Origin of the sequence: Ensifer sp. Root558 (genome assembly GCF_001427045.1) — a bacterium.
In the GTDB taxonomy this organism is placed as follows: Bacteria; Pseudomonadota; Alphaproteobacteria; order Rhizobiales; family Rhizobiaceae; genus Ensifer; species Ensifer adhaerens.
The window spans coordinates 69,750-94,808 of sequence record NZ_LMGC01000001.1 but is presented as its reverse complement, the minus strand read 5'-3'; the positions used below and the strand labels follow the sequence as shown (position 1 = coordinate 94,808).

Annotated in this window: 20 protein-coding genes; 11 read left to right on the top strand and 9 right to left on the bottom strand. The window is 64.1% G+C overall.

The window, feature by feature from the left end; genetic code table 11:
* Positions 1-138: 138 nt before the first annotated feature.
* Positions 139-1,728 (bottom strand): winged helix-turn-helix domain-containing protein, encoded by a 1,590-nt coding sequence (locus tag ASD63_RS00485; RefSeq protein WP_335666816.1) that lies wholly within the window; start codon positions 1,726-1,728, stop codon positions 139-141.
* A gap of 110 nt (positions 1,729-1,838) precedes the next feature.
* Here ASD63_RS00485 and ASD63_RS00480 point away from each other — a divergent pair, with 110 nt between their 5' ends.
* Positions 1,839-2,282 (top strand): cupin domain-containing protein, encoded by a 444-nt coding sequence (locus tag ASD63_RS00480; protein ID WP_082572744.1) that lies wholly within the window; start codon positions 1,839-1,841, stop codon positions 2,280-2,282.
* 58 nt (positions 2,283-2,340) lie between these two features.
* On the opposite strand, the gene ASD63_RS00475 is transcribed toward ASD63_RS00480, so the two are convergent.
* The 6 genes from ASD63_RS00475 to ASD63_RS00450 form a co-directional block, all read right to left on the bottom strand.
* Positions 2,341-3,999, bottom strand: a complete 1,659-nt coding sequence (locus ASD63_RS00475) for a urocanate hydratase (RefSeq protein ID WP_034793553.1) — start codon at positions 3,997-3,999, stop codon at positions 2,341-2,343.
* A 223-nt stretch (positions 4,000-4,222) separates the two neighbouring features.
* Positions 4,223-4,552 carry a TfoX/Sxy family protein gene (locus ASD63_RS00470; protein ID WP_034792152.1) on the bottom strand — a complete coding sequence of 110 codons (330 nt, stop codon included), beginning with the start codon at positions 4,550-4,552 and terminating at the stop codon, positions 4,223-4,225.
* A gap of 13 nt (positions 4,553-4,565) precedes the next feature.
* On the bottom strand, positions 4,566-5,663 hold the full coding sequence (locus ASD63_RS00465) for a DUF917 domain-containing protein (RefSeq protein ID WP_034792150.1): 1,098 nt from the start codon (positions 5,661-5,663) through the stop codon (positions 4,566-4,568).
* A 1-nt stretch (position 5,664) separates the two neighbouring features.
* Complete coding sequence (locus ASD63_RS00460; protein ID WP_060528747.1) at positions 5,665-6,945, bottom strand: Zn-dependent hydrolase; 1,281 nt, start codon at positions 6,943-6,945, stop codon at positions 5,665-5,667.
* A 65-nt stretch (positions 6,946-7,010) separates the two neighbouring features.
* The gene (locus ASD63_RS00455) at positions 7,011-8,378 is read right to left on the bottom strand and encodes an amidohydrolase family protein (protein ID WP_060528746.1); all 1,368 of its coding nucleotides are present in this window, start codon (positions 8,376-8,378) and stop codon (positions 7,011-7,013) included.
* A gap of 18 nt (positions 8,379-8,396) precedes the next feature.
* The gene (locus ASD63_RS00450; RefSeq protein WP_034792145.1) at positions 8,397-9,935 is read right to left on the bottom strand and encodes an aromatic amino acid ammonia-lyase; all 1,539 of its coding nucleotides are present in this window, start codon (positions 9,933-9,935) and stop codon (positions 8,397-8,399) included.
* 215 nt (positions 9,936-10,150) lie between these two features.
* On the opposite strand from ASD63_RS00450, the gene ASD63_RS00440 reads away from it, so the two are divergent.
* The gene (locus tag ASD63_RS00440; protein ID WP_159415442.1) at positions 10,151-11,368 is read left to right on the top strand and encodes a LysR family transcriptional regulator; all 1,218 of its coding nucleotides are present in this window, start codon (positions 10,151-10,153) and stop codon (positions 11,366-11,368) included.
* A gap of 45 nt (positions 11,369-11,413) precedes the next feature.
* Here the strand turns inward: ASD63_RS00440 and ASD63_RS00435 are convergent, their stop codons facing one another.
* On the bottom strand, positions 11,414-12,385 hold the full coding sequence (locus ASD63_RS00435) for a GlxA family transcriptional regulator (protein WP_029742620.1): 972 nt from the start codon (positions 12,383-12,385) through the stop codon (positions 11,414-11,416).
* Between the two features lie 108 nt (positions 12,386-12,493).
* Between ASD63_RS00435 and ASD63_RS00430 the strand changes: the two genes are divergently transcribed.
* From ASD63_RS00430 to ASD63_RS00390, 9 genes are all read left to right on the top strand, one after another.
* Complete coding sequence (locus tag ASD63_RS00430; protein ID WP_029742619.1) at positions 12,494-13,396, top strand: 3-keto-5-aminohexanoate cleavage protein; 903 nt, start codon at positions 12,494-12,496, stop codon at positions 13,394-13,396.
* 16 nt (positions 13,397-13,412) lie between these two features.
* Positions 13,413-14,906, top strand: a complete 1,494-nt coding sequence (locus ASD63_RS00425; RefSeq protein ID WP_034792138.1) for a carnitine 3-dehydrogenase — start codon at positions 13,413-13,415, stop codon at positions 14,904-14,906.
* A gap of 139 nt (positions 14,907-15,045) precedes the next feature.
* The gene (locus ASD63_RS00420) at positions 15,046-16,206 is read left to right on the top strand and encodes an acyl-CoA dehydrogenase family protein (protein WP_029742617.1); all 1,161 of its coding nucleotides are present in this window, start codon (positions 15,046-15,048) and stop codon (positions 16,204-16,206) included.
* 7 nt (positions 16,207-16,213) lie between these two features.
* On the top strand, positions 16,214-18,271 hold the full coding sequence (locus ASD63_RS00415; RefSeq protein ID WP_034792136.1) for an acetate--CoA ligase family protein: 2,058 nt from the start codon (positions 16,214-16,216) through the stop codon (positions 18,269-18,271).
* Between the two features lie 5 nt (positions 18,272-18,276).
* Entirely contained in the window at positions 18,277-19,059 is a 783-nt protein-coding gene (locus ASD63_RS00410) for a carnitinyl-CoA dehydratase (RefSeq protein ID WP_029742615.1), read from the top strand.
* A 385-nt stretch (positions 19,060-19,444) separates the two neighbouring features.
* On the top strand, positions 19,445-21,034 hold the full coding sequence (locus tag ASD63_RS00405; RefSeq protein ID WP_029742614.1) for an ABC transporter substrate-binding protein: 1,590 nt from the start codon (positions 19,445-19,447) through the stop codon (positions 21,032-21,034).
* Entirely contained in the window at positions 21,019-22,155 is a 1,137-nt protein-coding gene (locus ASD63_RS00400) for an ABC transporter permease (RefSeq protein WP_034792133.1), read from the top strand. Before ASD63_RS00405 ends, ASD63_RS00400 begins: the two co-directional genes overlap by 16 nt.
* Positions 22,152-22,979, top strand: coding sequence for an ABC transporter permease (locus ASD63_RS00395; RefSeq protein ID WP_029742612.1), 828 nt, complete (start codon positions 22,152-22,154; stop codon positions 22,977-22,979). Before ASD63_RS00400 ends, ASD63_RS00395 begins: the two co-directional genes overlap by 4 nt.
* Positions 22,972-24,603, top strand: coding sequence for an ABC transporter ATP-binding protein (locus ASD63_RS00390; protein WP_060528745.1), 1,632 nt, complete (start codon positions 22,972-22,974; stop codon positions 24,601-24,603). Before ASD63_RS00395 ends, ASD63_RS00390 begins: the two co-directional genes overlap by 8 nt.
* Positions 24,604-24,659: 56 nt before the next feature.
* Here the strand turns inward: ASD63_RS00390 and ASD63_RS00385 are convergent, their stop codons facing one another.
* Positions 24,660-24,956, bottom strand: coding sequence for a hypothetical protein (locus tag ASD63_RS00385; protein ID WP_127889278.1), 297 nt, complete (start codon positions 24,954-24,956; stop codon positions 24,660-24,662).
* Between the last annotated feature and the right edge of the window lie 103 nt (positions 24,957-25,059).

Sequence of the window (25,059 nt, the reverse complement as noted above, 5' to 3'; positions counted from 1 at the left end):
ATTGTAACGTGTGGCAGGCGCGACACCAAGACACCGGCTCACCGCTCGAGCGCCGTCAGCAGAAACGGTGGAAGGTACGTCGTCAGATCGCCTGCGTGAGCGGGCGTGATTTTTGAGAATGGCAAAGCAGCAAGGAAGTCAGGAAGGTTGAGGCGTCTGAAGCAAGTTGCTCGGGATTTGTTGCAACAATTCCGCCAATCGTTTCTGCCAATGCGGATTGCGCTGTCTTAGCGGCTCTAGAGCGTCGCCTGACACGTTCTCCAATTCGCTCATCAACGCGCGCGATGATCGAGCCTCTGCAAGACGCCCGGCAGCCGCATAACAGCAGGCCAGCGTTTCTTGGACCGGCCGCCATCCGGGGCGCACCTTTTGGGCCTTCACGGCAGCAGCGAGCGCGTTTGTTCCATCGCCTGCAAACAGGTGGGCGAGCGCCAGAAAATTCAGCCAGACGAAGTTCTGCGGGTCATTGGCGTTCAACATGAGACCGTGTTCAAGCGACGCTATGGCACCGGACGCGTTCCCCCTGAACAGCTCCGCCATCCCCAGGACAAGGTGGCCAAGGGCGAAACTCGGGCTGATCTCGATCGCCCTTTCGGCGGCGAGGACCGCCTGCTCGGGCGCATTCGCGTACGCGCTGCAGATCGCCAGCGCATAGTGTGTGTACGGGTTCTTTTCGTCGAGCCGAACGGCTGCCAAGGCGGCGTCCAAACCCTCTCTGATGTCATCGGAAGGAAGCTCGCTCCATCCATAGGCGACGATGCCTGCGCTCACGCGACCAAGCCAGAGATGCGCTTCGGCAAGCTCGGGATCAAGCCGACACGCCTCCCTGAATAGCTCTCGCGCCATCAAGTGGGTCTGCTGGCCAACCTGGTGAAAATACCAGGTCCCCTGCCGCACGATCTCCCACGCCGACAAATTTCCCGTGTGCCGCGCCGGCGAGGGGAATGATGCCGTCTTCAACAGTTCTGGTTCAATCGCACCTGCAACTCTCTCTGCGATGGCGTCTTGAACTGCGAATGCCTCTTCCATTTCCAGGTCATACCGTTCGGCCCAGACCTGGCTGGCCGAGGTGGTCTCGACCAGTTGCGTGGAGACCCGAAGACGGCCGCCGGAGCGGCGCACGCTTCCTTCGAGCACGTAATCGACATCCAGGTCTCGGCCCACCTGCTTGGCGCTCACCGACTTGTGCTTGTAGACGAAACTTGAATTGCGCCCGATGACCCGAAACCACCGAAATCTCGTAAGCGCGGTGATCACATCTTCGGTGATGCCATCGACCAGATACGACTGTTGCTTGTCACTGCTCAGATTTGCAAACGGTAGGACCACGATCGATGGTCTGCCCGGGTTCGCGGGCGAACCTGGCAGTGCCGGCGACGCATCAGCGGCAACCGGATGCAGGCTATTCACCCGGGCGGCAAAACGATAGCCCGCACGCGGCACGGTGGCGATCCATTCGTTCCCCTCCGGTTGAGGGCCCAGCATCTTGCGCAAGGCAGCGATCTGAACCGAGAGATTGCTCTCCTCGACGACAGCCGCGGGCCAGGCTGCCTCCATCAGCGCGGACTTGCTCACGACCTGCATCGACGCTCGCACCAGCGCGTGCAGCAGCAACAAGCCCTTATGGCCAATTGCGACCCGCCGCCCTTCACGCGTCAGTGCGCCGCGCTCCATGTCGAGGATGAATGTCCCGAACGCGAACAGTTGCGGCTCGACACTATCGGCCACGACGTCTTCGGAAGAATTCGGAACTTTTCGCCCTCCCATTCAGGACTCCAGCCGGTCTTCTTGCGATCCTTTGCGCAGGTCGACCAGACTACCACAGAGGAGACCGAAAAATGACGATTTCAGAAGAACGAACCGACGCGCGTCCAGGCTTCTCGCGGGGCAAGGCCCTCGTATCCAAAGGGGACGCCGGTTACCGGGCTGAACAGGGGCCCGATTACCTGCCCGGCATTAGTGCAGAGTCGGTTGGCTCCACCGCACTGTGGCTCGGTATCGCTACGATACCGCCTGGAAAGCGCACCAAGGCGCATGTGCATGAGCGCCACGAAACTGCCTTCTACATGTTGAGCGGCGAAGAGCTGGAACTATGGAGTGGCGATGAACTCCAGCACCGGGATGTGATGCACCCAGGAGACTATCTGTACATCCCCGCCAACGTGTTGCACGTGGCCGTTAATCGAGCTGACCAACCAGCCGTATTTATCGGGGCGCGCAACGAGCCAACCGCGCAGGAGAGCGTTGTTCTTTATCCTGAAATGGATTCCAGAGTGCCGTAACAGGTGCAAAACTGCTTATGGCAAAGCCGCCGCCAGGTCCTTACACCTTCACAGGTCCTTACACCTTCACATGCCCGATGCCCTTGGCGGCGATCTCCTCAAGGCTCTCGTCATAGCCGGCATCCGCATAGCGGATGACGCCAAGCGAGGTGTCGTTGGTGAGGGCATAGTCGAGGCGCTCGTCGGCCTCGACCGTGCCGTCGGCAACAACGGTCACGCCGCAGCTCGTCATGTAGCCGGCATAACCGCCACCACCGGAATGGACGACCACGAGATCGGCCATGGAGGAGCAGAGCAGCATGGCGTCGAGTAGCGGCCAGTCGGCGATCGCGTCCGAGCCGTCCTTCATCCGCTCGGTCATGATGTTCGGATGCGCCATGGCGCCGGCATCGAGATGGTCGCGGGAAAACGCGATCGGGCCTTTGAGTTCGCCAGATGCCACCAGTTCGTTGACGCGCCGCGCCAGCGCCGTGCGTTCGCCGTGGCCGAGCCAGGCGATGCGGGCCGGCAGGCCCTCGAAGGGAATATGCTGGCGCGCAAGCCTGATCCAGTTGGTGACGATGCGGTTGTGCGGAAACATGTCGAGCAGCAGATCGTCGATCCGGGCGATGTCGCTCTCCTCGCCGGAAAGCGCCATCCAGCGGAAGGGGCCGATGGCGCGGGCAAAGAGCGGACGCAGATAGGCCTCGGTGAAGATCGGGATGTCGAAGGCATTGGCAACGCCGCCCTCGCGCGCCTGGGTGCGGATGAGGTTGCCGTTGTCGAAGACTTCCGCGCCCTTCTGCTGGAAGTCGAGCATCGCCTTGACGTGCTCGACGATCGAGGCGCGGCTCGCCGCCATCAATTGCCCCTGGCCGTCGTCGCGCAGCGATTTCACCTGGTCGAGGCTCATGCCCTTCGGCACATAGCCGTAGACAAGATCATGCGCTGACGTCTGGTCGGTGACGACGTCGGGCACGATGCCACGCCGGGCGATCTCCGGATAGATCTCAGCCGCATTGCCGACGAGGCCGACGGAGAGCGCCCGCTTGTCCTTCACTGCCGCGTCGATCATCGAGAGCGCAGTATCGAGATCGGGCGCGATCTCCTGCAGATAGCCGATCTCCCGGCGCTTCTTCGCCCGCTCCGCGTCGATATCGACACAGAGGATCGCCGCCCCCGCCATCCGGCCGGCAAGCGGCTGGGCGCCGCCCATGCCGCCAAGCCCCGCCGTCAGCACGAAACGCCCGGAGAGATCGCCGCCGAAACGGCGTTCGGCGATGCGCATGAAGATCTCGTAGGTGCCCTGGATCACGCCCTGGCTGCCGATATATTGCCAGGCGCCGGCCGTCAGCCCGCCCCAGCAGATCAACCCTTTTCGCTGCAAATCATAGAACACCTCGGCGTTCGCCCATTGGCCGACAATGTTGCAATTGGCCATGATGACGAGCGGCGCCTTGGCGTGGGTCTTCAAGAGCCCCACCGGCTTGCCGGACTGGATGACGAGCGTCTGGTCCTCGTCCATTTCGATGAGCGTCTTGACGATAGCCCGGTGCGCCGGCCAGTTGCGCGCCGCCTTGCCAAGTGCTGCATAGACGACCAGATTGTCAGGATCCTCGCCGACCGAAAGCACGTTTTCCAGGAGCCGCAGCAGCGCTTCCTGCCGCCAGCCCTTGGCGCGCAGCTCCGGTCCACCGGGGATGGGAAAACCAGGATGACGGGGATTGGCCTTGGGCATCGTCTCGTTCCTCTTTGTCTTGTCGGCGGGGTGGTTGCCCCACGCATTCATGGCGACGGGAGGTCGCTGCCTCTCGTTTATGGCGGGGGCAGATCCCTGCTCCCTTGCATTCGTGGCACGCGCAAGTCGCCGCCTCTCATGCTTGTGGCGACGGGTGGTGACGGCCCGACACGCACTGGCGAGAGCGGCCAATGAGGCTCGCCGCCGAGGCAGCGAGCCTCATTCACTTCGGCGGCAGCGTCTCGACGAACGCGATCGCCCCATCCAGCAACCGCCGGCGCAGCGCATCATCGCCATAGGCATCCGCCCCTGCGCGCACCCAGCCATGCATCGCCCGTCCGTTCATCACCATCAGCTCGATATCCGGCAACGCCAACGCCCAGCCGTCATTGCCCTTGCCGAGGCGCACGAGCAGAGAGCCCTCGCGCGCGCCAAGTAGCAGGTTGCCTTGAAGCAGATAGGCCCAGCCGCCGAACATGGCTTTTTCCGAAAGCCCGGCGCGGTCACCGAGCTCTTCGCGGATTAGTTCCTCTAGCCCTGCATCGCGCGCCATCACCCTGCTCCCGTCAGCTACGGCTGGAAAGCGCGTAGCGGGCGAGCTCGATGCCCATCGCCTTTTCAACCGATGGATAGACCGTCGGGTCGAGCACGCTGGAGGACAGCGGGATCACCGTCTTCGGCACATGCAGCACGAAGATCCTCATGCCCACCTGCAGCTGGCCGACACTCAAAGGCTCGCCCTCCCGCGACAGCGTGGTGATGACGTCGGGGAAGGTCGCAAGCCGCGTGCCTTCCGCAGAGTCAACCGCCATATACTCGTTCATCACGTGCAATACCGTTGAGTCAGCGCCCTTCCCCAGCGTCACCGTGCCGATGTCGAAGGCTTCCTTGGTATAGACGACCGATTTGTCAGTGATCGTGCCCTCGGCGAGAATCGCGCCATTGGTCGTCTTGACGATCGCGTCGATCACTGCGCTGCCGCCCTTGGCTTCCGCCGCGATGATCGCCTCGCCGAGCGCCAGCGCCAGCGAGATGCCGCCCAGCGCCGCATTGGCTTTCACATAGGATGCCCTGACCGGATTGCGGCAGGAGGCAATGAAGCCGCCGGACATGTCGGAGGCGGTGCGCAAGACCGGCGAGACCTTGGCCGTGGCGCCGCGCACGACCAGCTCGATATAGCGGTTCTCGTCGCGATTGCCGCCGACCGCCGTCTGGATCATCGGCTCGGGCGAACCGGCAAGGCCGATCGAGCCCATGTCACCGGTCGGGTGCGCGCGGATGTCGCCGACCGCGTCCACCACCTTGGTGCCGAGTATCGCCGACGGCAGCCAGCCGTTCAGCGTCGAGGACTTGCCGTTCTGGCCGATGATGAGCCCCGAGAGCTTCTCGCCGAGCGCCTCCTGCAACAGCTGCACGGCCTTGACGTAATCGACCCCACGCATCTCCCAAGGCGTGGTCGAGGCCGGTGCACCGATCGCGGCGGCCGTAGCCACCCAGTCCTGTGCCTCGAGTTCGTCGATCGAGACGAGCTCGGGTTTGCCGATCGAGACCGCTGCATAGCCGAGCATACGACCATGATCGGCCCAGCCGCCGCCGCCTGCGGCATAGACGGAACCGCCCTTGACCGCTGCCTCGACATCCTTTTCCTTCAGTATCCGGCCCATCTCACACCTTCTCCTGCAATTTCTTGTCGAGTCGCTTCACCGCATCGAAGAGAACGGCCGCGCCGAGCGCGATATCATCGTTTTCGGCCCACTCCTCCGGCGCATGCGAGCGCCCGCCGAGGCAGGGAATGAAGATCATCGCCGAACGGGTGATGCGTCCCATCCAGGCGGTGTCGTGACCGGCGCCGGAGGCCATGCGCCGATGCTTGGCGCCGATCGCATCGCAGCTTTCTTCAAGCGTCGAAAGCAGGAGCGGATCGCCCGGCGTCGGGTGGTTGTCCGAGATCACATTGGCGGGCGGGATCGTCACGCCCGACGCCTCGGCGACACCCTGGCAAAGGGAGCCGAGCGTTGCCAGAAACCGCTCCATTTGCGGCCGCAGCTCGGCACGCGCATCGATCAGCAGCCGGACGCGAGACGGCACCACATTGGCTGCATTCGGCTCGATCGAGAATTCACCGACCGTCGCGGTGAAATGCCCGTCGCCGTGAGAAAATTCCGTCGCCAGCCGCTCGATCTCCAACACCAGATGCGAGGCGGCAACCAGCGCGTCGCGCCGATGCCCCATCGGAGTCGTACCGGCATGGTCCGCCTGGCCCTCGACGATGATCTCGATGCGGGTGATGCCCGAGATGGCGGTGACCACCCCGACATCGAGCCGCCCAGTCTCCAGTATGGGCCCCTGTTCGATGTGCAGTTCGAGGAAGGCCTTGATGTCGGAGCGTTTCGAGCCGGAAAGCCTGGAGGGGTCACCGCCCACTTCGACGATACCCTGCCTGAGGCTCAGATCCCCTTGCGTGCGGCTGAGCCACCCATCGGGCAGCACGCCCGCCATGCCGCGGCTGCCGACGCAGGAAACGCCGAAGATCGACACTTCCTCGGCCAGGAAATCAACGATCTCCAGATCGTGGTCGAGGTCGATGCCGTTGTCAGAAAGCGCGCGCGCCACTTCAAGCGCCGCCGCCACGCCGGCGATGCCATCGAAGCGGCCGCCATCCGGCACCGTGTCGGAATGGGAGCCGAGCAGGATGGTGCCGAGCGCCGACTTGTTCCCCTTGCGCCGGCCGATCAGGTTACCGGCGGCGTCGATGCGGGTTTCAAGCCCGGCCGCGCGAAAACGCCGGTCGAGAAAGGCCCGGCCTTCGAGGAACAGCGGCGTGAAGGCGCGGCGTGTGTAGGGCCGGTCCGGCTCGGTGATACCAGCCAGGCCGTTGACGATGCCGGCAATCCGGCTGGCATTGACGGGCAGATTGGCCGGAACTTTGTGGGCGGTCTTGCTCATCACATTTCCTACATCTCGATGCCGGATGCGGGCGGAAAATCGCACGCACTTTTCCGCATTCCGCTTTACAGAGCCAAAGTGGCGAGTGGCCGGACAAACTGTCCCGCGCCCGGCTCGGCCAAAACCTGGCGACCATCGAACGCAAGCCTGCCCCGCAGATAGGTCGCTGAAACGCGCCAGGGCAGTCGAATGCCATTATAGGGCGACCAGCCGACGACGTTGTGACCGCTCTCGGCCGCATCATAGACATAGGGCTCCGGCGTCATGACGATGATGTCGGCATCCTTTCCAGGTTCCAGCGCACCCTTCTGATGATCAAGACGGAAATGCCTGGCCGGGTTCAGCGTCATCAGCTCGGCTGCGCGCGTCAAGGGAATGCCGCGCTCCAGCGCGCCCTTGACGAAGAGCGGCACCATGACTTCGAGCCCCGGAACGCCAGACGCGTTCGCCAGCATGTCCGGATTGGTCTTGCGATCCTCAGACCAGCTGACGTGATCGGTCGAGACCATCGTCACCGTGCCGTCGGCCACGTGCCGCCAGAGCTTTTCCACCTCGGCGTGCGGCCGGATCGGCGGGTTGATCTTGGCCTTGCCGCCGAGACGGCGAACATCGTTTTCCTCGTCGAGCGTCAGGTAGTGGATGCAGCACTCGATCGTCGCTTTGTAGCCCTGGGCGCGATAGGCGGCGGCAATCTCATAGCCGCGCCCGAGCGAGCAGTGCACCACATGCGCCGGGCAGCCCGTGGCGGCACCCGTCTCGTAGATCTGATTGGTGGCGAGCAGTTCCGTCAGCGGCGGACGCGACAGCCCATGGGCGCGGTAGTCGGTGATGCCAGCCGCCTTGACCTTGTCGATCGCGGCACGCACCGCCTCGTCATCCTCGTTGTGGACGCCGGCTGAAAGCCCGGTTGGCGCGATCGCCCGGAAGCAGTCTTCGAGAAGGGCTGCCGGAATGCGGGGAAAGCGCTTTGGATCGGTGCCGAAGGTCGAGAACTTGAAGGCGGCGACACCCGCCTCCACCATCTCGCCGATGCGCGCCGGTCCCTCCTCCGGGTCCACGGTGCCATAGAGCGCGAAGTCGACGCGCGCCTGCGGTCCCGCATGGTCGATCTTGCGACGAAGAGCCTCGGCCGAACAGACAAGATTGCCCTCGTCATAGGGCATGTCGACAATAGTGGTCACACCGCCGGCCGCCGCCGAGCGGGTCGACCAGAGGAAATCCTCCTGGTTCTTCTGCGACAGCGAATGCACCTGCGCGTCGACGGCCCCGGGCAGGATCAGCGCGTTGCCGAGATCATGCCGCTCCCGCGCGGCGGGTGCAGCCCCTTGCCCGACATGCACCACCTTGCCGTCGCGCACCGCCACGTGGCCGCCCTCGACGATCCTTTCGGGGAGAACAACGGTGCCTTTCAGAACGAGATCGAAATCGGACATGCTGCTCTCCCAGTCGGATTATTTGTCGAGCGCGAAGAAGTCGTCGAATTCCGGCATCGGCGCCAGAGCGACGAAGGAGCGCAACAGGTCGTGGCAGGTGAACGCATCCTGCAGCGCCTCGATCTCCTTCGAGAGCGGCCGGTCTTTGAGATACATGGGGCTGACCGAACGGGTCTGGTCATAGGCGCGCTTGACGATCCCCTGCGGCTGGTCGCCGACGAGATCGATCGCCTGGGCCGAAAGCATCGCCTCGATCGCGGCGAGCTGGCGCAGATCGCGCACCTGGGTTTCCATGCGCTCGACGATCAGCGGCAGGAAGGTCGCCTCCTCTTCGAGACCGCCGGCAACCACGATCGACTGCGCCGAAAGCGGCACGGCGAGCGACTGCACGCGCATATAGAGTTCGACCGCAAGCTTCATCAGCGGCCCGAGCCCGGTCGCGACTTCCCCCGGCGCCACCAGATTGACCGAGAGATTGCGGCGTCCGCCGTTCGACAGCAGGATGCAGCGGTTCAAAACATTGCGCGCCGCATGGGAAAAGGCGATCTGCGCCGCCTCGATATAGAGCGTCGTCGTCAGCGGCAGCGATGCGCCGGAGGAATGGACCTGGCCGCCGATGACAACAGGGTTGTCGTCGGAGAGATAGGTCTGCTCCACCAGCCGGCCGGCGGCGACCAGCAGCGTATCGACGACCGCGCCGAAGACCTGGGCGGTCATGCGCAGGCTCAAGGGATCGTGGATCGCCGTCGGTAACGGCCAGTCGGAAATGCCGGACTGGCCATAGAGCCAGGAGCCGACCAGCGCCTCGCCGCGGGTCGAGAGCGTCGCGGCCACCCGCCACGGGTCGGCGGAGGCACCGAGCGCCTGAGACGACATGACGCCGGTGACGAGCAACACGCGGATCGCGGCCGCCGCCTCGCGCAGCACGTTTACGGCAGCGGCAAAGGAAATGGCGTTGACGCTGAGAGCCGCCAGTGCATCGCGCGGCTGCATGACGAACGGCTTGAGACCCGCCTCGGCAAGCGCCGTATCGGCCGAAACGAGGCGCCCTTGGTAATAGGCCTCGCCGACACCGGTCAGCACCGAGGCGATCTGGCCCATCAGCCCGATATCGGCGCAGCCCATGGAGCCGTGGCGGCGCACCGCCGGAATGATGTCGTGCTCGCTGAGTGCCAGAAACGCCCGGATCAGGTCCGGGCTGCAGCCGGTGTGGCCCCGCATCGCGGTGTTCACGCGGATGGCGATCGCCATGCGTACGATCGCCGGCGCAAAGAATTCGCCGGTGCCGAAATGGTGGGCTCTGACCAGCGCATTGTTGAATTCGGCGAGATCGTCGGCGGTCCAGAGCCGGTCCTTCATCGAGCCGACGCCGGTGTTGGAGCCGTAGACGGGAAGCCCCATCGCGACACGTTCGGCAACCACCTTGTGGGCGGCGGCCACCCGTTCCATGCCGCCGTCGTCAGCCACCGGTCGCGCCCTTCCCGCCCCGATATCCTCGAGCGTCGCGAAGTCCAGCGGTTTCCCGCAGAGAACGGTGGTTTTGACCTGATACAGCATGCCGATAAATATCCTTCCGCGCCGAGCGCGCTTCGGTTTCGAAACGGTGCGCGGATGCTCTGATGTCTCGCACCCGACGCTCGAAAACGCCGGGGTGCTTCATGCATGCTATGCGCTTATCGCGCATCCATGCTATATCCCAAATCCGGAACGGGTGATGCATATTTCAGAACGCACCTGATGAAGGTGCCACGTCCGGGGTCATTGGAATGGATATGGCGACGATCGCTTTGGTCGATGCGGTGCTTCGTGAAGGTGGCGTTCGCCGCGCCGCAACTCTCTGCGGCCGGGCGCCGTCGAGCGTGAGCGCCGCGGTCAAGCGCTTCGAGCAGGCGATCTCCATGCCGCTTTTCCGTCGGGAAGAAACAGCGCTGGTGGTGACGCTCGAAGCGCGCGCGCGCGCCGTCGACGTCGAAGAGGCAACCGGCAAGATCACCGCCATCCTGGAAGGCGTCGAACGGGAGACGACCGCCCCCGTGCCGCCGATAGGCCTCGTCGCGCTCGACCGCTTCGTGCGCATCGCCCGCTCCGGCAGCATCCGTGCCACGGCAAAGGCGCTCGGCCTCGGCCAGCCGCAACTGACGCGGCAGATGGCGGATCTCGAACGCCATCTCGGCACCAGGCTGTTCGAACGCTCCCATGGCGGGGTCCTCTGTACGCCAACCGCGGAGCGGATCATTCCTCTCAGCGAGGCCCTGCTCGATATCTGGGCGCGGCTGACCCACGCCTCTGCCGACCGCTTTCGCCGCGACGTCGCCACCTGGCGGCTCGGCGCCGTCATGCCGCTTGGTCCGGAAAGCGAGATCGCCCGCATGCTGGCGGCCCTGACGGCGAACTGGCACCGCGCCCGCCCGCGCCAACCACTGTTCATTTCCAGCACCACGGCCGACGAACTGCTCGTCGGCCTTCGCAGCCGACGGTTCGATGTCGCGCTGCTCGATGTCGCCGAGATCCCGGCCGACTGCGACGGCCGGCTGGTGTCGCAGACGCCGCTGGTGCTGGCGGGGCCAGCCTCCGCCCTTTCGGAACTGGGCGGCAACCTGCCCCGGCTGCTCGCCGCCTGCCCGATCGCGGTGCCGAGCGTCCGGAGCGGCCTTCGCCGCGAGGCCGCGCGCTTCCTCGACGACACGCTTGATGAAGCCGAACGGCGGCGCATCACCCTCGTCGAGGTCGATTCCATCCCCGTGATCATCAACCTCGTTCGCCAGCACGGTTATCTCTCGGTGCTGCCGCAATCCTCGCTCGCCCGCGTGCATCGCCCGCCAGCCATGATCCGGCTCGGCCCCGCCTATCGGCAGTCGCTGACACTCGTCTGGCCGCGCGGCGCCTTCGCCGCCGAGATCGGCGAGTTGATGATTTCGATGATGAAGATGAGCGCCGAGACGAGATCGCCGGCGGAATCAGTTCCTGATCATCGGCCGCCAAACGCCTGAAACGACTCTGAAATTCCCGCCTGAATCGATACTTGAAGCGCGCGCTCAGCTCTTCAGCTTCAGCCGCCTGCGCGTTTCGCTCGGGCTTTCACGGTAGTGCGCCCTGTAGCTGCGCGAGAAAGAAGACGACGAGTTGAAGCCGGAGATCGCGGCAATGTCGGCAAATTCCATCCGCGTCTCGATCACCTTGCGCCGCGCCGCATTGAGACGAAGCGCCAGGTAGTGCTCGTGCGGCGCAACGCCCATCGTGTCGCGAAAGAGATCTTGCAGATGCCGGGTGCTGACGCCGATGCGGCGGGCGAGCCTGGCGAGCGTCAAGGGCGCTTCCACCGTTTCCTCCATCAGCTTGACGGCGGCACCGACGCGTGGATCGAGGATGCGCATGTTGCCGATCGTCGGCATCTGCAGGAGATCGCCGCGGGTGCGCTCCTGCTCGTAGATGAAGAGGCGGGAGACTTCGAGTGCCAGCGAATAGCCATGCGCCCGGCGGATCAGCTCCAGCATCAGGTCGAGCGTCGGCAACGAGCCACCGGTCGTGATGCGCTTGCCGTCGATGACGAAGCGCTCGCGCACCATCGTCACCTGCGGGTAGGCAGCGGTGAAATCCTCGAAATCCTCCCAGTGGGTCGTCGCCTTGAAATTGTCGAGCAGGCTGGTCTCGGCAAGCAGCCAGGAGCCGGATTCGATGCCGGCCATCAGCTCGCGGTGCCGCGCGGTCTGCGAGAGCAGCATCTTTAGCTGCGAAGTGGCGCTGCGCTGCCAGTTGTAGCTCGAGAGGATGAAAAGCGGCGACGTCTCGCGCTGCGGCCGGAAGATACCGGAGACCGGAATGGGGATGCCGCTCTTCGTTTCGATCGGCGCACCGTCGGGGCTGTAGATCGTCCAGTCGTAGAGCGGGCGGCCGGCAATGCGGTTGGCGGCACGCATCGGCTCGATGACCGAGGCAACGAGGATCAGATTGGTCTCCGGCAGCACCAGGACATCGACGTGCTGCACCTGCGAAACGTTCTGATCCATGCCCAAACTTCTCCACTCTGTCGCCGATAATGTATAGAATGAAGCCGATAATGAAAAGCAACGCGGTCTTTCTTGGCTCGTAATGGGCGCAATAAAAGGGAGACAGCAATGCCGCTCAGCATGAACCGCGAGGTATTCATCACCTGTGCCGTCACCGGCTCGGGAGACACCGTTTCAAAGTCCAGCCACGTGCCGATCACGCCGAAACAGATCGCCGAAGCGGCGGTCGAGGCGGCCAAGGCCGGCGCTGCCGTGGTCCACTGCCACGTCCGCGATCCGGAGACCGGCGCGCCGGCCCGCAGGCTTGATCTCTACAGGGAAGTGACTGACCGTATCCGCTCTGCCGATGTCGACATGGTGCTGAACCTGACCGCCGGCATGGGCGGGGACCTGATCTTCGGCAATGTCGAAAGCCCGCTCCCGCTCAGCGAGAAAGGCACCGACATGGCCGGCGCCACCGAGCGCGTCGCCCACGTGGCCGAATGTCTGCCGGAAATCTGCACGCTCGACTGTGGCACCATGAACTTTTCGCTCGGCGACTACGTCATGACCAACACGCCGTCGATGCTGCGCGAAATGGCCCGCCAGATGACCGCCCTTGGCGTGCGTCCGGAGATCGAAGCCTTCGACACCGGCCACCTCTGGTTTGCCAAGCAGCTGGTCGAGGAAGGCCTGATCGAGGATCCGGTCTTGATCCAGCTCTGCATGGGCATTCCGTGGGGCGCGCCCGACGACCTCAACACCTTCATGGCCATGGTCAACAACGTGCCTGCCAACTGGACCTTCTCGGCCTTCTCCATCGGCCGCAATGCGCTCGCCTATCCGGCAGCAGCCATCCTTGCCGGCGGCAACGTCCGCGTCGGCCTCGAAGACAACCTCTATATCGGCAAGGGCCAGCTCGCCACCAACGGTCAGCTCGTCGAAAAGGCGGTTGGCGTCATCGAGGGCATGGGCGCCAAGATCATCGGACCGAAAGAGGTCCGCGAGAAACTGAAGCTGACGAAGCGCTGAGCAAGGACTGGACACCATGAGCTTTATAACCAAAGCAGCCTGTGTCGGCGGCGGCGTCATCGGCGGCGCCTGGGTGGCGCGCTTTGCGCTTGCCGGCATCGACGTAAAAATCTTCGACCCGCATCCGGAAGCCGAGCGCATCATCGGCGAAGTCATGGCCAATGCCGAGCGCGCCTATGCCATGCTGACCATGGCGCCGTTGCCGCCGAAGGGAAAGCTCACCTTCTGCAAGAGCATCGAGGAAGCGGTCGAAGGCGCTGACTGGATTCAGGAAAGCGTGCCGGAGCGGCTGGAACTGAAGCGCGGCGTGATCACCAAGATCGATGCCGCCGCAAGGCCCGATGCGCTGATCGGGTCCTCCACCTCGGGCCTTTTGCCCTCCGACCTGCAGTCCGAGATGCACCACCCCGAGCGCATGTTCGTGGCGCATCCCTACAACCCCGTCTACCTCTTGCCGCTCGTCGAGCTCGTCGGCGGCAAGAAGACGTCGAAGGCGACGATCGAGCGCGCCATGCAGGGCGTCGAGCAGATCGGCATGAAGGGCGTCGTCATCGCCAAGGAGATCGAGGCCTTCGTCGGCGACCGCCTGCTCGAGGCACTCTGGCGCGAGGCGCTCTGGCTGATCCAGGACGACATCTGCGATACCGAAACGCTCGACAACGTCATGCGTTATTCCTTCGGCATGCGCTGGGCGCAGATGGGCCTGTTCGAGACCTATCGCATCGCCGGCGGCGAGGCCGGCATGCGCCACTTCCTCGCCCAGTTCGGCCCCTGCCTGAAGTGGCCCTGGACGAAGTTCACCGACGTCGTCGACCTCGACGATGCGTTGGTCGAAAAGATCGGCGCCCAGTCGGACGCGCAGGCCGCCGGTCGCTCGATCCGCGAGCTCGAACGCATCCGCGACGAAAACCTCGTCGGCATCATGCATGCGCTGAAATCCGGTAACGGCGGCGAAGGCTGGGGTGCGGGCAAGCTGCTTGCCGATTTCGAGGCCAAGCTCTGGGCCAACGCCCGGAAGCCGGAAGCCGACCTCGGCGACGTCAAGCCGCTGCGCATCCTCGACACCAAGGTCAGCGCCGCCTGGGTCGATTACAACGGCCACATGACCGAGCACCGTTATCTCCAGGTCTTCGGCGACACCTCCGACGGCGTGCTGCGCCTGATCGGCGTCGACCTCGACTATGTCCGCGACGGTCACAGCTACTACACGGTCGAGACCCATATCCGGAACCTTGGCGAAGCCAAGCTCGGCGAGGCGCTCTACTCGACCTGCCAGATCCTGTCGTCGGACGAAAAGCGTCTTCACATCTTTTCGACGATCTACAACGCCGCAACCAACGAGGCCGTCGCCACCGCCGAACAGATGATGCTTCATGTCGACAGCAAGGCCGGCAAGGCGGTCGCGGCACCCGAGGCGGTGCTGAGCAAGCTCCGCGCAATCACTGAAGCCCATGCGCAACTGCAGACGCCCGATGGTGCCGGACGCTTCGTCGGCCAGAAGCGCGCCTGACCGCAACAGCGGCAGGCCAGCAACAACAGGCAGCTTCGCCTTCCGGCGGAGCCGCAAACCGCAGCCGAAGGACGCTTGAGGAGGCGGCCATCGTTTGCGGCACCTACGTCAGCGGCGCGAAAACGAGGGGAACAACACAATGAACTTCGCACTGACCGAAGAACAGCAGATGATCGTCGATACGGTCAGGAGCTTCGTCGAAACGGAAATCTATCCGCATGAGGACGAGGTCGAGCGCACCGGCGTAGTGCCGCGCGAACTCGGTCAGGAGATCGCCCGAAAATGCAAGGAGATCGGCTTCTTCGGCTGTAATTTCCCGGAGGAAGTCGGCGGCGCCGGTCTCGATCACACCTCCTTCACCCTGGTCGAGCGCGAGCTTGGCCGCGGCTCCATGGGCCTGACCGTCTTCTTCGGTCGCCCCTCTGGGATCCTGATGGCCTGCAACGCCGAGCAGCGCGAAAAGTACCTGCTGCCGGCCGTCAAAGGTGACAAGTTCGATGCGCTTGCGATGACCGAGCCGGACGCCGGCTCGGACGTGCGCGGCATGAAGTGCTTTGCCCGCAAGGACGGCGACGACTGGATCGTCAACGGCACGAAGCATTTCATCAGCCACGCCGACATCGCCGATTTCGTCATCGTCTTCATCGCGACCGGCGAAGAGGATACGCCGCGCGGCCCGAAGAAGAAGATCACCTGCTTTCTCGTCGATCGCGGCACGCCCGGCTTCGAGATCCGCAAGGGCTACAATTCCGTATCGCACCGCGGCTACAACAACTGTGTCCTGACCTTCGACGATTGCCGCCTGCCCTCCGCCCAGATCCTCGGCGAGGTGCACAAGGGTTTCGACGTCGCCAACGACTGGCTGTTCGCCACCCGCCTGACGGTGGCGGCGACTTCGGTCGGCCGTGCCCGTCGCGCCTTCGACTATGCGCTGAATTACGCCGCCGAACGCAAGCAGTTCGGCAAGCCGATCGGTGCCAACCAGGGCGTCTCCTTCAAGCTCGCCGACATGATCACCGAGATCGACGCCGCCGACCTCCTGACCCTTTCGGCCGCCTGGCGGCTCGATAACGGCCTGCCCTCGAACCGCGAGATTGCGTCCGCCAAGGTTTTTGCCACCGAGATGCTCGCCCGCGTCACCGACGAGGCGATCCAGATCTTCGGCGGCATGGGCCTGATGGACGACCTGCCGCTCGCCCGCTTCTGGCGCGACGCTCGCGTCGAACGCATCTGGGACGGCACGTCTGAAATCCAGCGCCACATCATCAGCCGCGACCTGCTGCGGCCGCTGGGAGCGTGATCGGCCGATGATACGCTCCCTCGACCGCCTCATCCGCCCGCGCACCATCGCCGTCTTCGGCGGCAAGGAAGCCCGGCGTGTCATCGAGCAATGCGACAAGATGGGCTTTACCGGTGAGATCTGGCCAGTGCACCCGCGCGAAGCCGAAATCCTCGGCCGCAAGTGCTATCGCTCGGTGGCAGAACTGCCAGGCGCACCGGATGCCTCCTTCGTCGGCGTCAACCGGCAGCTGACGATCGATATCATCCGCGATCTTGCGAGCCGCGGCGCCGGCGGCGCCGTCTGCTACGCCTCCGGCTTTCGCGAGGCGGCAAGCGAGCTTGACGACGGCAACGACATGCAGGAGGCGCTGGTGGCGGCTGCCGGCGACATGCCGATCGTCGGGCCGAATTGCTACGGCTTCATCAACATGCTCGATGGCGCCCTGCTCTGGCCGGACCAGCACGGCATGCAACGCGTCGAAAAAGGCGTCGCGATCCTGACGCAGTCCTCCAACATCGCCTGCAACATTTCGATGCAGACGCGCGGTCTGCCGCTTGCCTATGTCATGACTGCCGGCAACCAGGCGCAGACGGGCCTCTCCGACATCGCCTGCGCCGTGCTCGAAGACCCGCGCGTCACCGCCGTCGGCCTGCATATCGAGGGTTTCGACAGCGTTGTTGCCCTCGAGCGGCTGGCGACGCGCGCGCGCGAACTCGGCAAACCGGTCGTGACGCTGAAGGTCGGCAAGTCGGAAGCGGCGCAGCTTGCGACGGTGTCGCACACCGCATCGCTTGCCGGCAACGACCGCGTCTCCTCGGCGCTTCTTGCCCGCCTCGGCATCGGCCGAGTGGACACGTTGCCGGCGCTCTTGGAAACGCTGAAGCTGCTGCATGTGGCAGGCCCACTCGAGAGCAACGACATCTCCTCGATGAGCTGCTCCGGCGGCGAGGCCTCGCTGATGGCGGATGCCGGCGAGCGCTACCGGGTCAATTACCGGCCCTTGCGCGACGAGCAGAAGAAGCCGCTGAAGGATGCGCTCGGCGAGATGGTGACGATCGCCAACCCGCTCGACTACCACACCTTCGTCTGGGGCAACCGCGAGAAGCAGACCACCGCCTTTACCGCCATGATGAAGGGCGGCTACGCGATCAATCTGCTCGTGCTCGACTTCCCGCGCCTTGACCGCTGCGACCCGGCAGACTGGGAAACCACCTGCCATGCGGTGATCGACGCGGCCCGGGCAACGGGTGCCCGCGCCGGCATCGTCGCCAGCCTTGGCGAAAACATGCCGGAAGCCACCGCCCTCTTCCTGATGAAGGCGGGCGTCGTACCCTTCTTCGGCATCGAGGAGGCACTGGCAGCCATCGAGACGGCCGCCGACATCGGAGCCGCCTGGGCCAAACCCGCCCCGCCCCGCCTGCACGATGGCGGTGTCGCCGCTGCCGGTGAAGCCATCACGCTCAGCGAACACGAGGCCAAGGTGGAGCTTGCTGCCGCCGGTCTGACCGTGCCGAAGGGCAAGACCGCAGCAACCGCCGAAGAAGCCGCAGACGCTGCCGAAGCGCTCGGTTTCCCGGTCGTGCTGAAAGGCCTCGGCGTCGCCCACAAGACCGAAGCGGGTGCCGTGAAACTCAACCTTGCGAGCCGCGCGGACGTCCTTGCGGCGGCCAAGGCCATGGCCGCCGTCACCTCCGGGTACCTTGTCGAGAAGATGGTGGCGAAACCGGTCGCCGAGCTCATTATCGGCGCCACGCGCGACCCCGTCGCCGGCCCGGTTTTGACGATCGGTGCCGGCGGCATCCTCGTGGAACTGCTCGATGATTCCGCCATCCTGACGCTGCCGACGACGCCGGAAGCGATCGGGGAAGCAATCGGCGGGCTGAAGATCCGCAAGCTGCTCGACGGCTATCGCGGCGCGCCTGCTGCCGATTACGCCGCTTTAACCGCGGCTGTCGCGGCAGCGGCATCCTATGTCGTTGCAAACGCTTCGAAACTCGAAGAACTGGATATCAATCCATTGATGGTGTTGCCGAACGGTCAGGGTGCCGTTGCCGCCGACGCTCTCATTCGCCGGAGGAACTGACCCTCATGACCGGACCTATCCTCACACGCCGCGAAGGCGGTATTCTGGAAGTCACGATCGACCGGCCGAAGGCGAACGCCATCGACCTGAAAACCAGCCGGGTCATGGGCGAGATCTTCCGCGACTTCCGCGACGACGACAGTCTACGTGTCGCGATCATCACCGGCGCCGGTGAAAAATTCTTCTGTCCGGGATGGGACCTGAAGGCTGCTGCCGACGGTGACGCGGTCGATGGTGACTACGGCGTCGGCGGCTTCGGCGGCATGCAGGAACTGCGCGATCTCAACAAGCCGATCATCGCCGCGATCAACGGCATCTGCTGCGGCGGCGGCCTCGAGATCGCGCTTTCGACCGACCTGATCCTTGCCGCCGAACACGCGACCTTCGCGTTGCCCGAAATCCGCTCCGGCACCGTTGCCGATGCTGCCTCGATCAAGCTGCCGAAGCGCATCCCCTATCACATCGCCATGGACATGCTTCTGACCGGCCGCTGGCTCGACGTGCAGGAAGCCCACCGCTGGGGCTTCGTCAACGAGATCCTGCCGGCGGGCAAACTGATGGAGCGCGCCTGGGAGCTCGCCCGCCTGCTCGAAAGCGGCCCGCCGCTGGTCTATGCGGCGATCAAGGAAGTGGTCCGCGCCGCCGAGGGCGAAGCCTTCCAGACGACCATGAACAAGATCACCCAGCGGCAGTTCAAGACCGTCGATATTCTCTATTCGAGCGAAGACCAGCTGGAGGGCGCGCGCGCCTTCGCGGAGAAGCGCGACCCCGTGTGGAAGGGTCGCTGAGACCGAACGAGAATGCGTGCGGTTTCCGCCCGCAACGCGCTTCGAACAGCACCGCCGACCCTTGGCGGCGTAGGCAACAGAGCCGGATGACCGGCACCGGAACGTGACGAGACGCGCGGGCAACATCGCGCGCCATTAAACACGTGTCCATAAGCCACGCTTATGGAAATAAATTGTAATTTAGGGCGTTACAACAAGAGTTCCAGCGATTACGCTTATCGATCTGAACGAAGGACGCCCGGCCAGAAGGAAGGAGAGACAAGAACCCGGAAGAAAACAAGCGGCCCTCCGGCCCAGTCCGAAGCCATCGATACAATGGCTGTACGCAGCAATCTCTACCAACCACAACGAACGGCGAATGCCGACGAGAAAAGGGAACAGGGGAATGAGCGATTACAAGGATTACCTCACACGACAGGTCATGCTCGGCAAGATGAACCGGCGCGAGTTTTTGGGCCGCGCGGCAGCAGCCGGCATTCTCGCCTCGACGGCCGGCACTTTGTTTGCCACCAGCGCTGCAGCGCAGGAGCCGAAGCGCGGCGGTCACCTGAAACTCGGTCTCGAAGGCGCTGCCGCCACCGACTCGAAGGACCCGGCCAAGGCGCTGTCGCAATTCATGTTCGTCGTCGGCCGCAACTGGGGCGACATGCTCGTCGAAAGCCACCCGACGACCGGCGCGCCGGTGCCGGCACTCGCCGAATCCTGGGAGCCCTCGACCGACGCGTCGACCTGGACCTTTACCATCCGCAAGGGCGTAAAATTCCACGACGGCAAGGAGCTGACGCTCGACGACGTCATCAAGACGCTGCAGCGCCACACCGACGAAAAGTCTGAATCCGGCGCGCTCGGCGTGATGAAGTCGATCAAGGAAATCAAGGCCGACGGCGACAAGCTGGTGCTCGTGCTGACCGAAGGCAATGCCGACCTGCCGCTGCTTCTGACCGACTATCACCTCATCATCCAGCCGGGCGGCGGCATCGACAAGCCGGACGCAATGATCGGCACCGGCCCCTTCAAGGTGACGAGCTTCGAAGCCGGCGTTCGTGCCACCTTCGAGAAGAATGCCGACGACTGGCGCACCGACCGCGGCTATGTGGACTCGGTCGAGCTGATCGCCATGAACGACGCCACGGCCCGCATCGCCGCGCTTTCCTCCGGCCAGGTGCACTACATCAACCGCGTCGATCCGAAGACGGTCAACCTTCTGAAGAAGGCGCCGACGGTCGAGATCCTGAACACGTCCGGCCGCGGCCATTACGTGTTCATCATGCATTGCAACACCGCACCCTTCGACAACAACGACCTGCGCATGGCGCTGAAATATTCGATGGACCGCGAGACCATGGTCCAGCGCATCCTCGGCGGCTACGGCAAGGTCGGCAACGACTTCCCGATCAACGACACCTACGCCCTCTTCCCCGAAGGCATCGAGCAGCGTGCCTATGATCCGGACAAGGCGGCCTTCCACTACAAGAAATCCGGCCACAGCGGTCCGGTACTGCTGCGCACCTCCGACGTCGCCTTCCCGGGTGCTGTCGATGCAGCGGTGCTCTACCAGGAAAGCGCCAAGAAGGCGGGCATCGAGATCGAGGTCAAGCGCGAGCCGGGTGACGGCTACTGGACCAACGTCTGGAACGTGCAGCCCTTCTCCACCTCCTACTGGGGCGGCCGTCCGACCCAGGACCAGATGTACTCCACCGCCTATCTTTCGACCGCCGACTGGAACGACACCCGCTTCAAGCGTCCGGATTTCGACAAGATCCTGCTCGAGGCCCGCTCTGAACTCGACGAGGCCAAGCGCAAGGACATGTACCGCACCATGGCCATGATGGTGCGTGACGAAGGCGGCCTGATCCTGCCGATGTTCAACGACTTCGTGAACGCCTCCACCAAGCAGGTGAAGGGCTACGTGCACGACATCGGCAACGACATGTCGAACGGCTATGTCGCAACCCGGGTATGGCTGGACGCATGATGATGGAAAGCGGACCGCTCACTGGTCCGGTTCCGACGGATGGAACCGCGGGTGCAACACACCCGCGGTCTGCCGAACTTTCCGGAGTACCAGCAAAACCCAACCCTGCCACCAATCCCTCGAACGGTGAAATCGGCGGCACCTTCTGGCGGCGCTTCACCTTCCGCCGCCCGCTCGCGGCGCTGATCCTGCAGCGCCTCGGCTTGAGCGCCGGCCTTCTCTTCGCCGTATCGCTGATGATCTTCGGCGGCATCGAGGCGCTTCCCGGCGACTTCGCCACCACCTATCTCGGCCAGTCGGCAACGCCGCAGGCGGTCGAAAACATCCGCAAGGATCTCGGCCTCGACCGGCCCTGGACCGAACGCTACGTCTCCTGGCTCGGCGGCGCTGTCCAAGGCGATTTCGGCACCTCCTGGGCGAGCAAGAATTCGGTCGGCGAGCAGATTTCCAAGCGCCTCGGCAACTCGCTGTTCCTTGCCTTCTTCGCAGCCCTCGTCTCCGTACCGCTCGCCGTCGGCCTCGGTATGCTGGCGGTGCAGTTCCGCAACCGGCTGCCCGACAAGATCATCAACGTCGTCTCGCTCGCGGCGATCTCGCTGCCCGAGTTCTTCGTCGGCTATCTCCTGATCATGTTCTTCGCCGTCAAATACGGCGTCGCGACCTTCCCCGCGACCGTCTATGACAGCATGAGCTTCACCGAACGTCTCTCGGCGATCGCGCTTCCCGTCGCGACCCTCGTTCTCGTCGTTCTCGCCCACATGATGCGCATGACCCGCGCGGCGATCCTCAACGTCATGTCGTCGGCCTATGTCGAGACGGCGGAACTGAAGGGCCTCGGCATGTTCCGCATCATCGCGCGTCACGCCGCCCCCAATGCGGTGGCGCCGGTCATCAACGTCATTGCGCTCAACCTGGCCTATCTCGTGGTCGGCGTCGTCGTGGTCGAAGTGGTCTTCGTCTATCCGGGCATGGGCCAATATATGGTGGATGCGGTGACCGTGCGCGACATGCCGGTCGTTCAGGCCTGCGGTCTGATCTTTGCCGCCTTCTACATCTTCCTGAACATGGCGGCCGACATTCTCGCGATCATCGCCAACCCGAGACTGAGGCATCCGCGATGAACCTGAGATCCATCCCCTTCAGCGCCTGGATCGGCATCGCCGGCATCGCGATTGCGATCTTCTGCGCCCTCTTTGCGCCTGTCATCGCCCCCTTCGGCGAACGCGACGTGGTCGGCGACGTCTGGCTTCCGGCCGGCGGCGACTTCCTGCTCGGCACCGACAATCTCGGCCGCGACCTGCTGTCGCGTCTGATCTATGGCGCCCGCACCACCATCTTCGTGGCATTTGCGGCAACCGTGCTTTCCTTCTCGCTCGGCATGATCCTGAGCTTCACCGCCGCTGTTGTCGGTGGTTTCACGGACCAGCTGTTTTCCCGCTTCAACGACCTGATGATGGCGATTCCGACGCTCATTTTCGCCCTCGTCGTTCTCGCCGTCCTGCCGCAGCATCTGTGGATCCTGATCCTGGTGATGGCGGTGCTCGACAGTACCCGCGTCTTCCGCATCGGCCGCGCCGTGGCGCTCGATGTCGCGGTCATGGAGTTCGTCGAGGCGGCAAGGCTGCGTGGAGAAGGTTCGCTCTGGATCATCTTCCGCGAGATCCTGCCGAACACACTGTCGCCGCTCTTGGCAGAATTCGGCCTGCGCTTCGCCTTCTCGATCCTGTTCCTCTCCACCCTCTCCTTCCTCGGCCTCGGCATCCAGCCGCCGGCAGCCGACTGGGGCGGCATGGTCAAGGACAACAAGGACGGCATCATCTTCGGCATTTCGGCAGCGCTCATACCCGGTGCTGCGATCGCGACGCTCGCGATCTGCGTCAACCTCGTGGTCGACTGGCTGATGAAGAGAACCTCGAGCCTCAAGGGAGGACGCGGCGATGCCTGAGATGCTCTCCGTCAAGAACTTGAAGATCGAAGCGACCAGCTACCCGCCGGGCGAACCGCCGAAGGTCGTCACCCTCGTCGAGGGCGTCTCCTTCGACGTTCAGAAGGGCAAGGTGCTCGGCCTCATCGGCGAGTCCGGCGCCGGCAAGTCGACCATCGGCCTTTCGGCGCTCGCCTATGGCCGCGGCGGCGTGCGCATTACCGGCGGTCAGGTCCTGCTCGACGGCAAGGACATTCTGACGCTCGACAAGAACGGCATCCGCTCGATCCGCGGCGCCCGCGTCTGCTACGTCGCGCAATCGGCAGCGGCCGCCTTCAATCCGGCGCATCGGCTCGGCGACCAGGTGATCGAGGCGTCGCTCCGCCACGGCATCATGAGCCGCGAGGAGGCTAAGAAGCGGGCGCTCTATCTCTTCCGCGTGCTGGGCCTGCCCAATCCGGAAACCTTTGGCGAGCGCTATCCGCACCAGGTCTCCGGCGGCCAGCTGCAGCGCGCCATGACCGCCATGGCGCTCTGCCCCAACCCGGAGCTGATCGTCTTCGACGAGCCGACGACCGCGCTCGACGTCACCACCCAGATCGACGTGCTCGCCGCGATCAAGCATGCGATCGAAGAGACGCACACGGCAGCCCTCTACATCACCCACGACCTCGCCGTCGTCGCCCAGATCTCCGACGACATCATGGTGCTGCGCCATGGCAAGACGGTGGAATACGGCTCGACGAAGCAGATCATCGAAGAGCCGCGCGAGGAATACACCCGGGCACTCGTCAGCGTCCGCCAGACGAAACGCGAGGAAGCCGCCGACCAGACCGGGACGCAGTTGAAGATCGAGCATATCAGCGCCGGCTATGCCAACGGCTTCAAGGTGCTGCATGATGTCTCGATGCATCTGCCGAAAGGCCAGACACTGGCGATCGTCGGCGAAAGCGGCTCGGGCAAGTCCACCCTTGCCCGCGTCATCACCGGGCTTTTGCCGCCGACCGAGGGGCGCATCACCTTCGCGGGCAAGGAGCTGCCGCGGGCGCTGAAAGGCCGCAGCAACGACGAGCTCCGCCGCATCCAGATGATCTACCAGATGGCCGATACGGCGATGAACCCGCGCCAGACGGTGCGAGACATCGTCGGTCGACCGCTCTCCTTCTACTTCGGCATGCACGGCCAGAAGAAGACGGAGCGGGTCAAGGAACTGCTCGACCAGATCGAAATGGGAACGCGTTTCCTCGATCGTTATCCGGCCGAACTTTCGGGCGGCCAGAAGCAGCGCGTGGCGATCGCAAGGGCGCTCGCCGCCAAGCCGGAGCTGATCCTCTGCGACGAGCCCACCTCGGCACTCGATCCGCTTGTGGCCGAAGGCATCCTGAATCTGCTTCTGAAGCTTCAGGAGGAAACCGCTGTTTCCTATGTATTTATCACCCACGACATCGCCATCGTGCGGGCGATCGCCGACAGCGTCGCGGTCATGCATCGCGGCCGCCTCGTGCGCTTCGGGCCGAAGTCGAAGGTGCTGTCGCCGCCCTTCGACGACTACACGGACCTGCTGTTGAAGTCGGTTCCGGAGATGGAAATCGGCTGGCTGGAGCGGGTGCTGAAGACACGCCGCATGGAAAGCGCCGGCAACTGAAAAACGAGACGGCGGCACGATCGCGTGCCGCCGTCTCATGCCTTCGTCAGGCAAGCTCAGCGTTGCCAGAAGGCCTTGCTCGTCTCTGCGCGAACCTCAGCCCTCGTCATCCCGATATCCTTGAGCCGCTCCGGATATTGATCGGCCATAAGCTGAAGTTGCTCGCGGACGCGAACGCGGTCCTCCCAGACGACAAGGATCCGGAAGGGATCGTGGCGGCCGAGGCTGTCGGCCAGATGCTTGGCCGGCTGGTTGAGATCAAGCCGGACGGCATGATAGAAATCGGACATTCCCGAAAGCAGGCTGCTCATCGCCGTTCCCACCTCTTCCTGCCCCTCAGGGCGTTGAAACATTGTCGGAACTTTAGGCCCGTGGAACGCGTCCCACATCGCGCAGCTGCTGTGTTTTCCTCTCCTGCATTTGTAGTATTTTGCCTGCAGCACCGCGCGCCCCGTT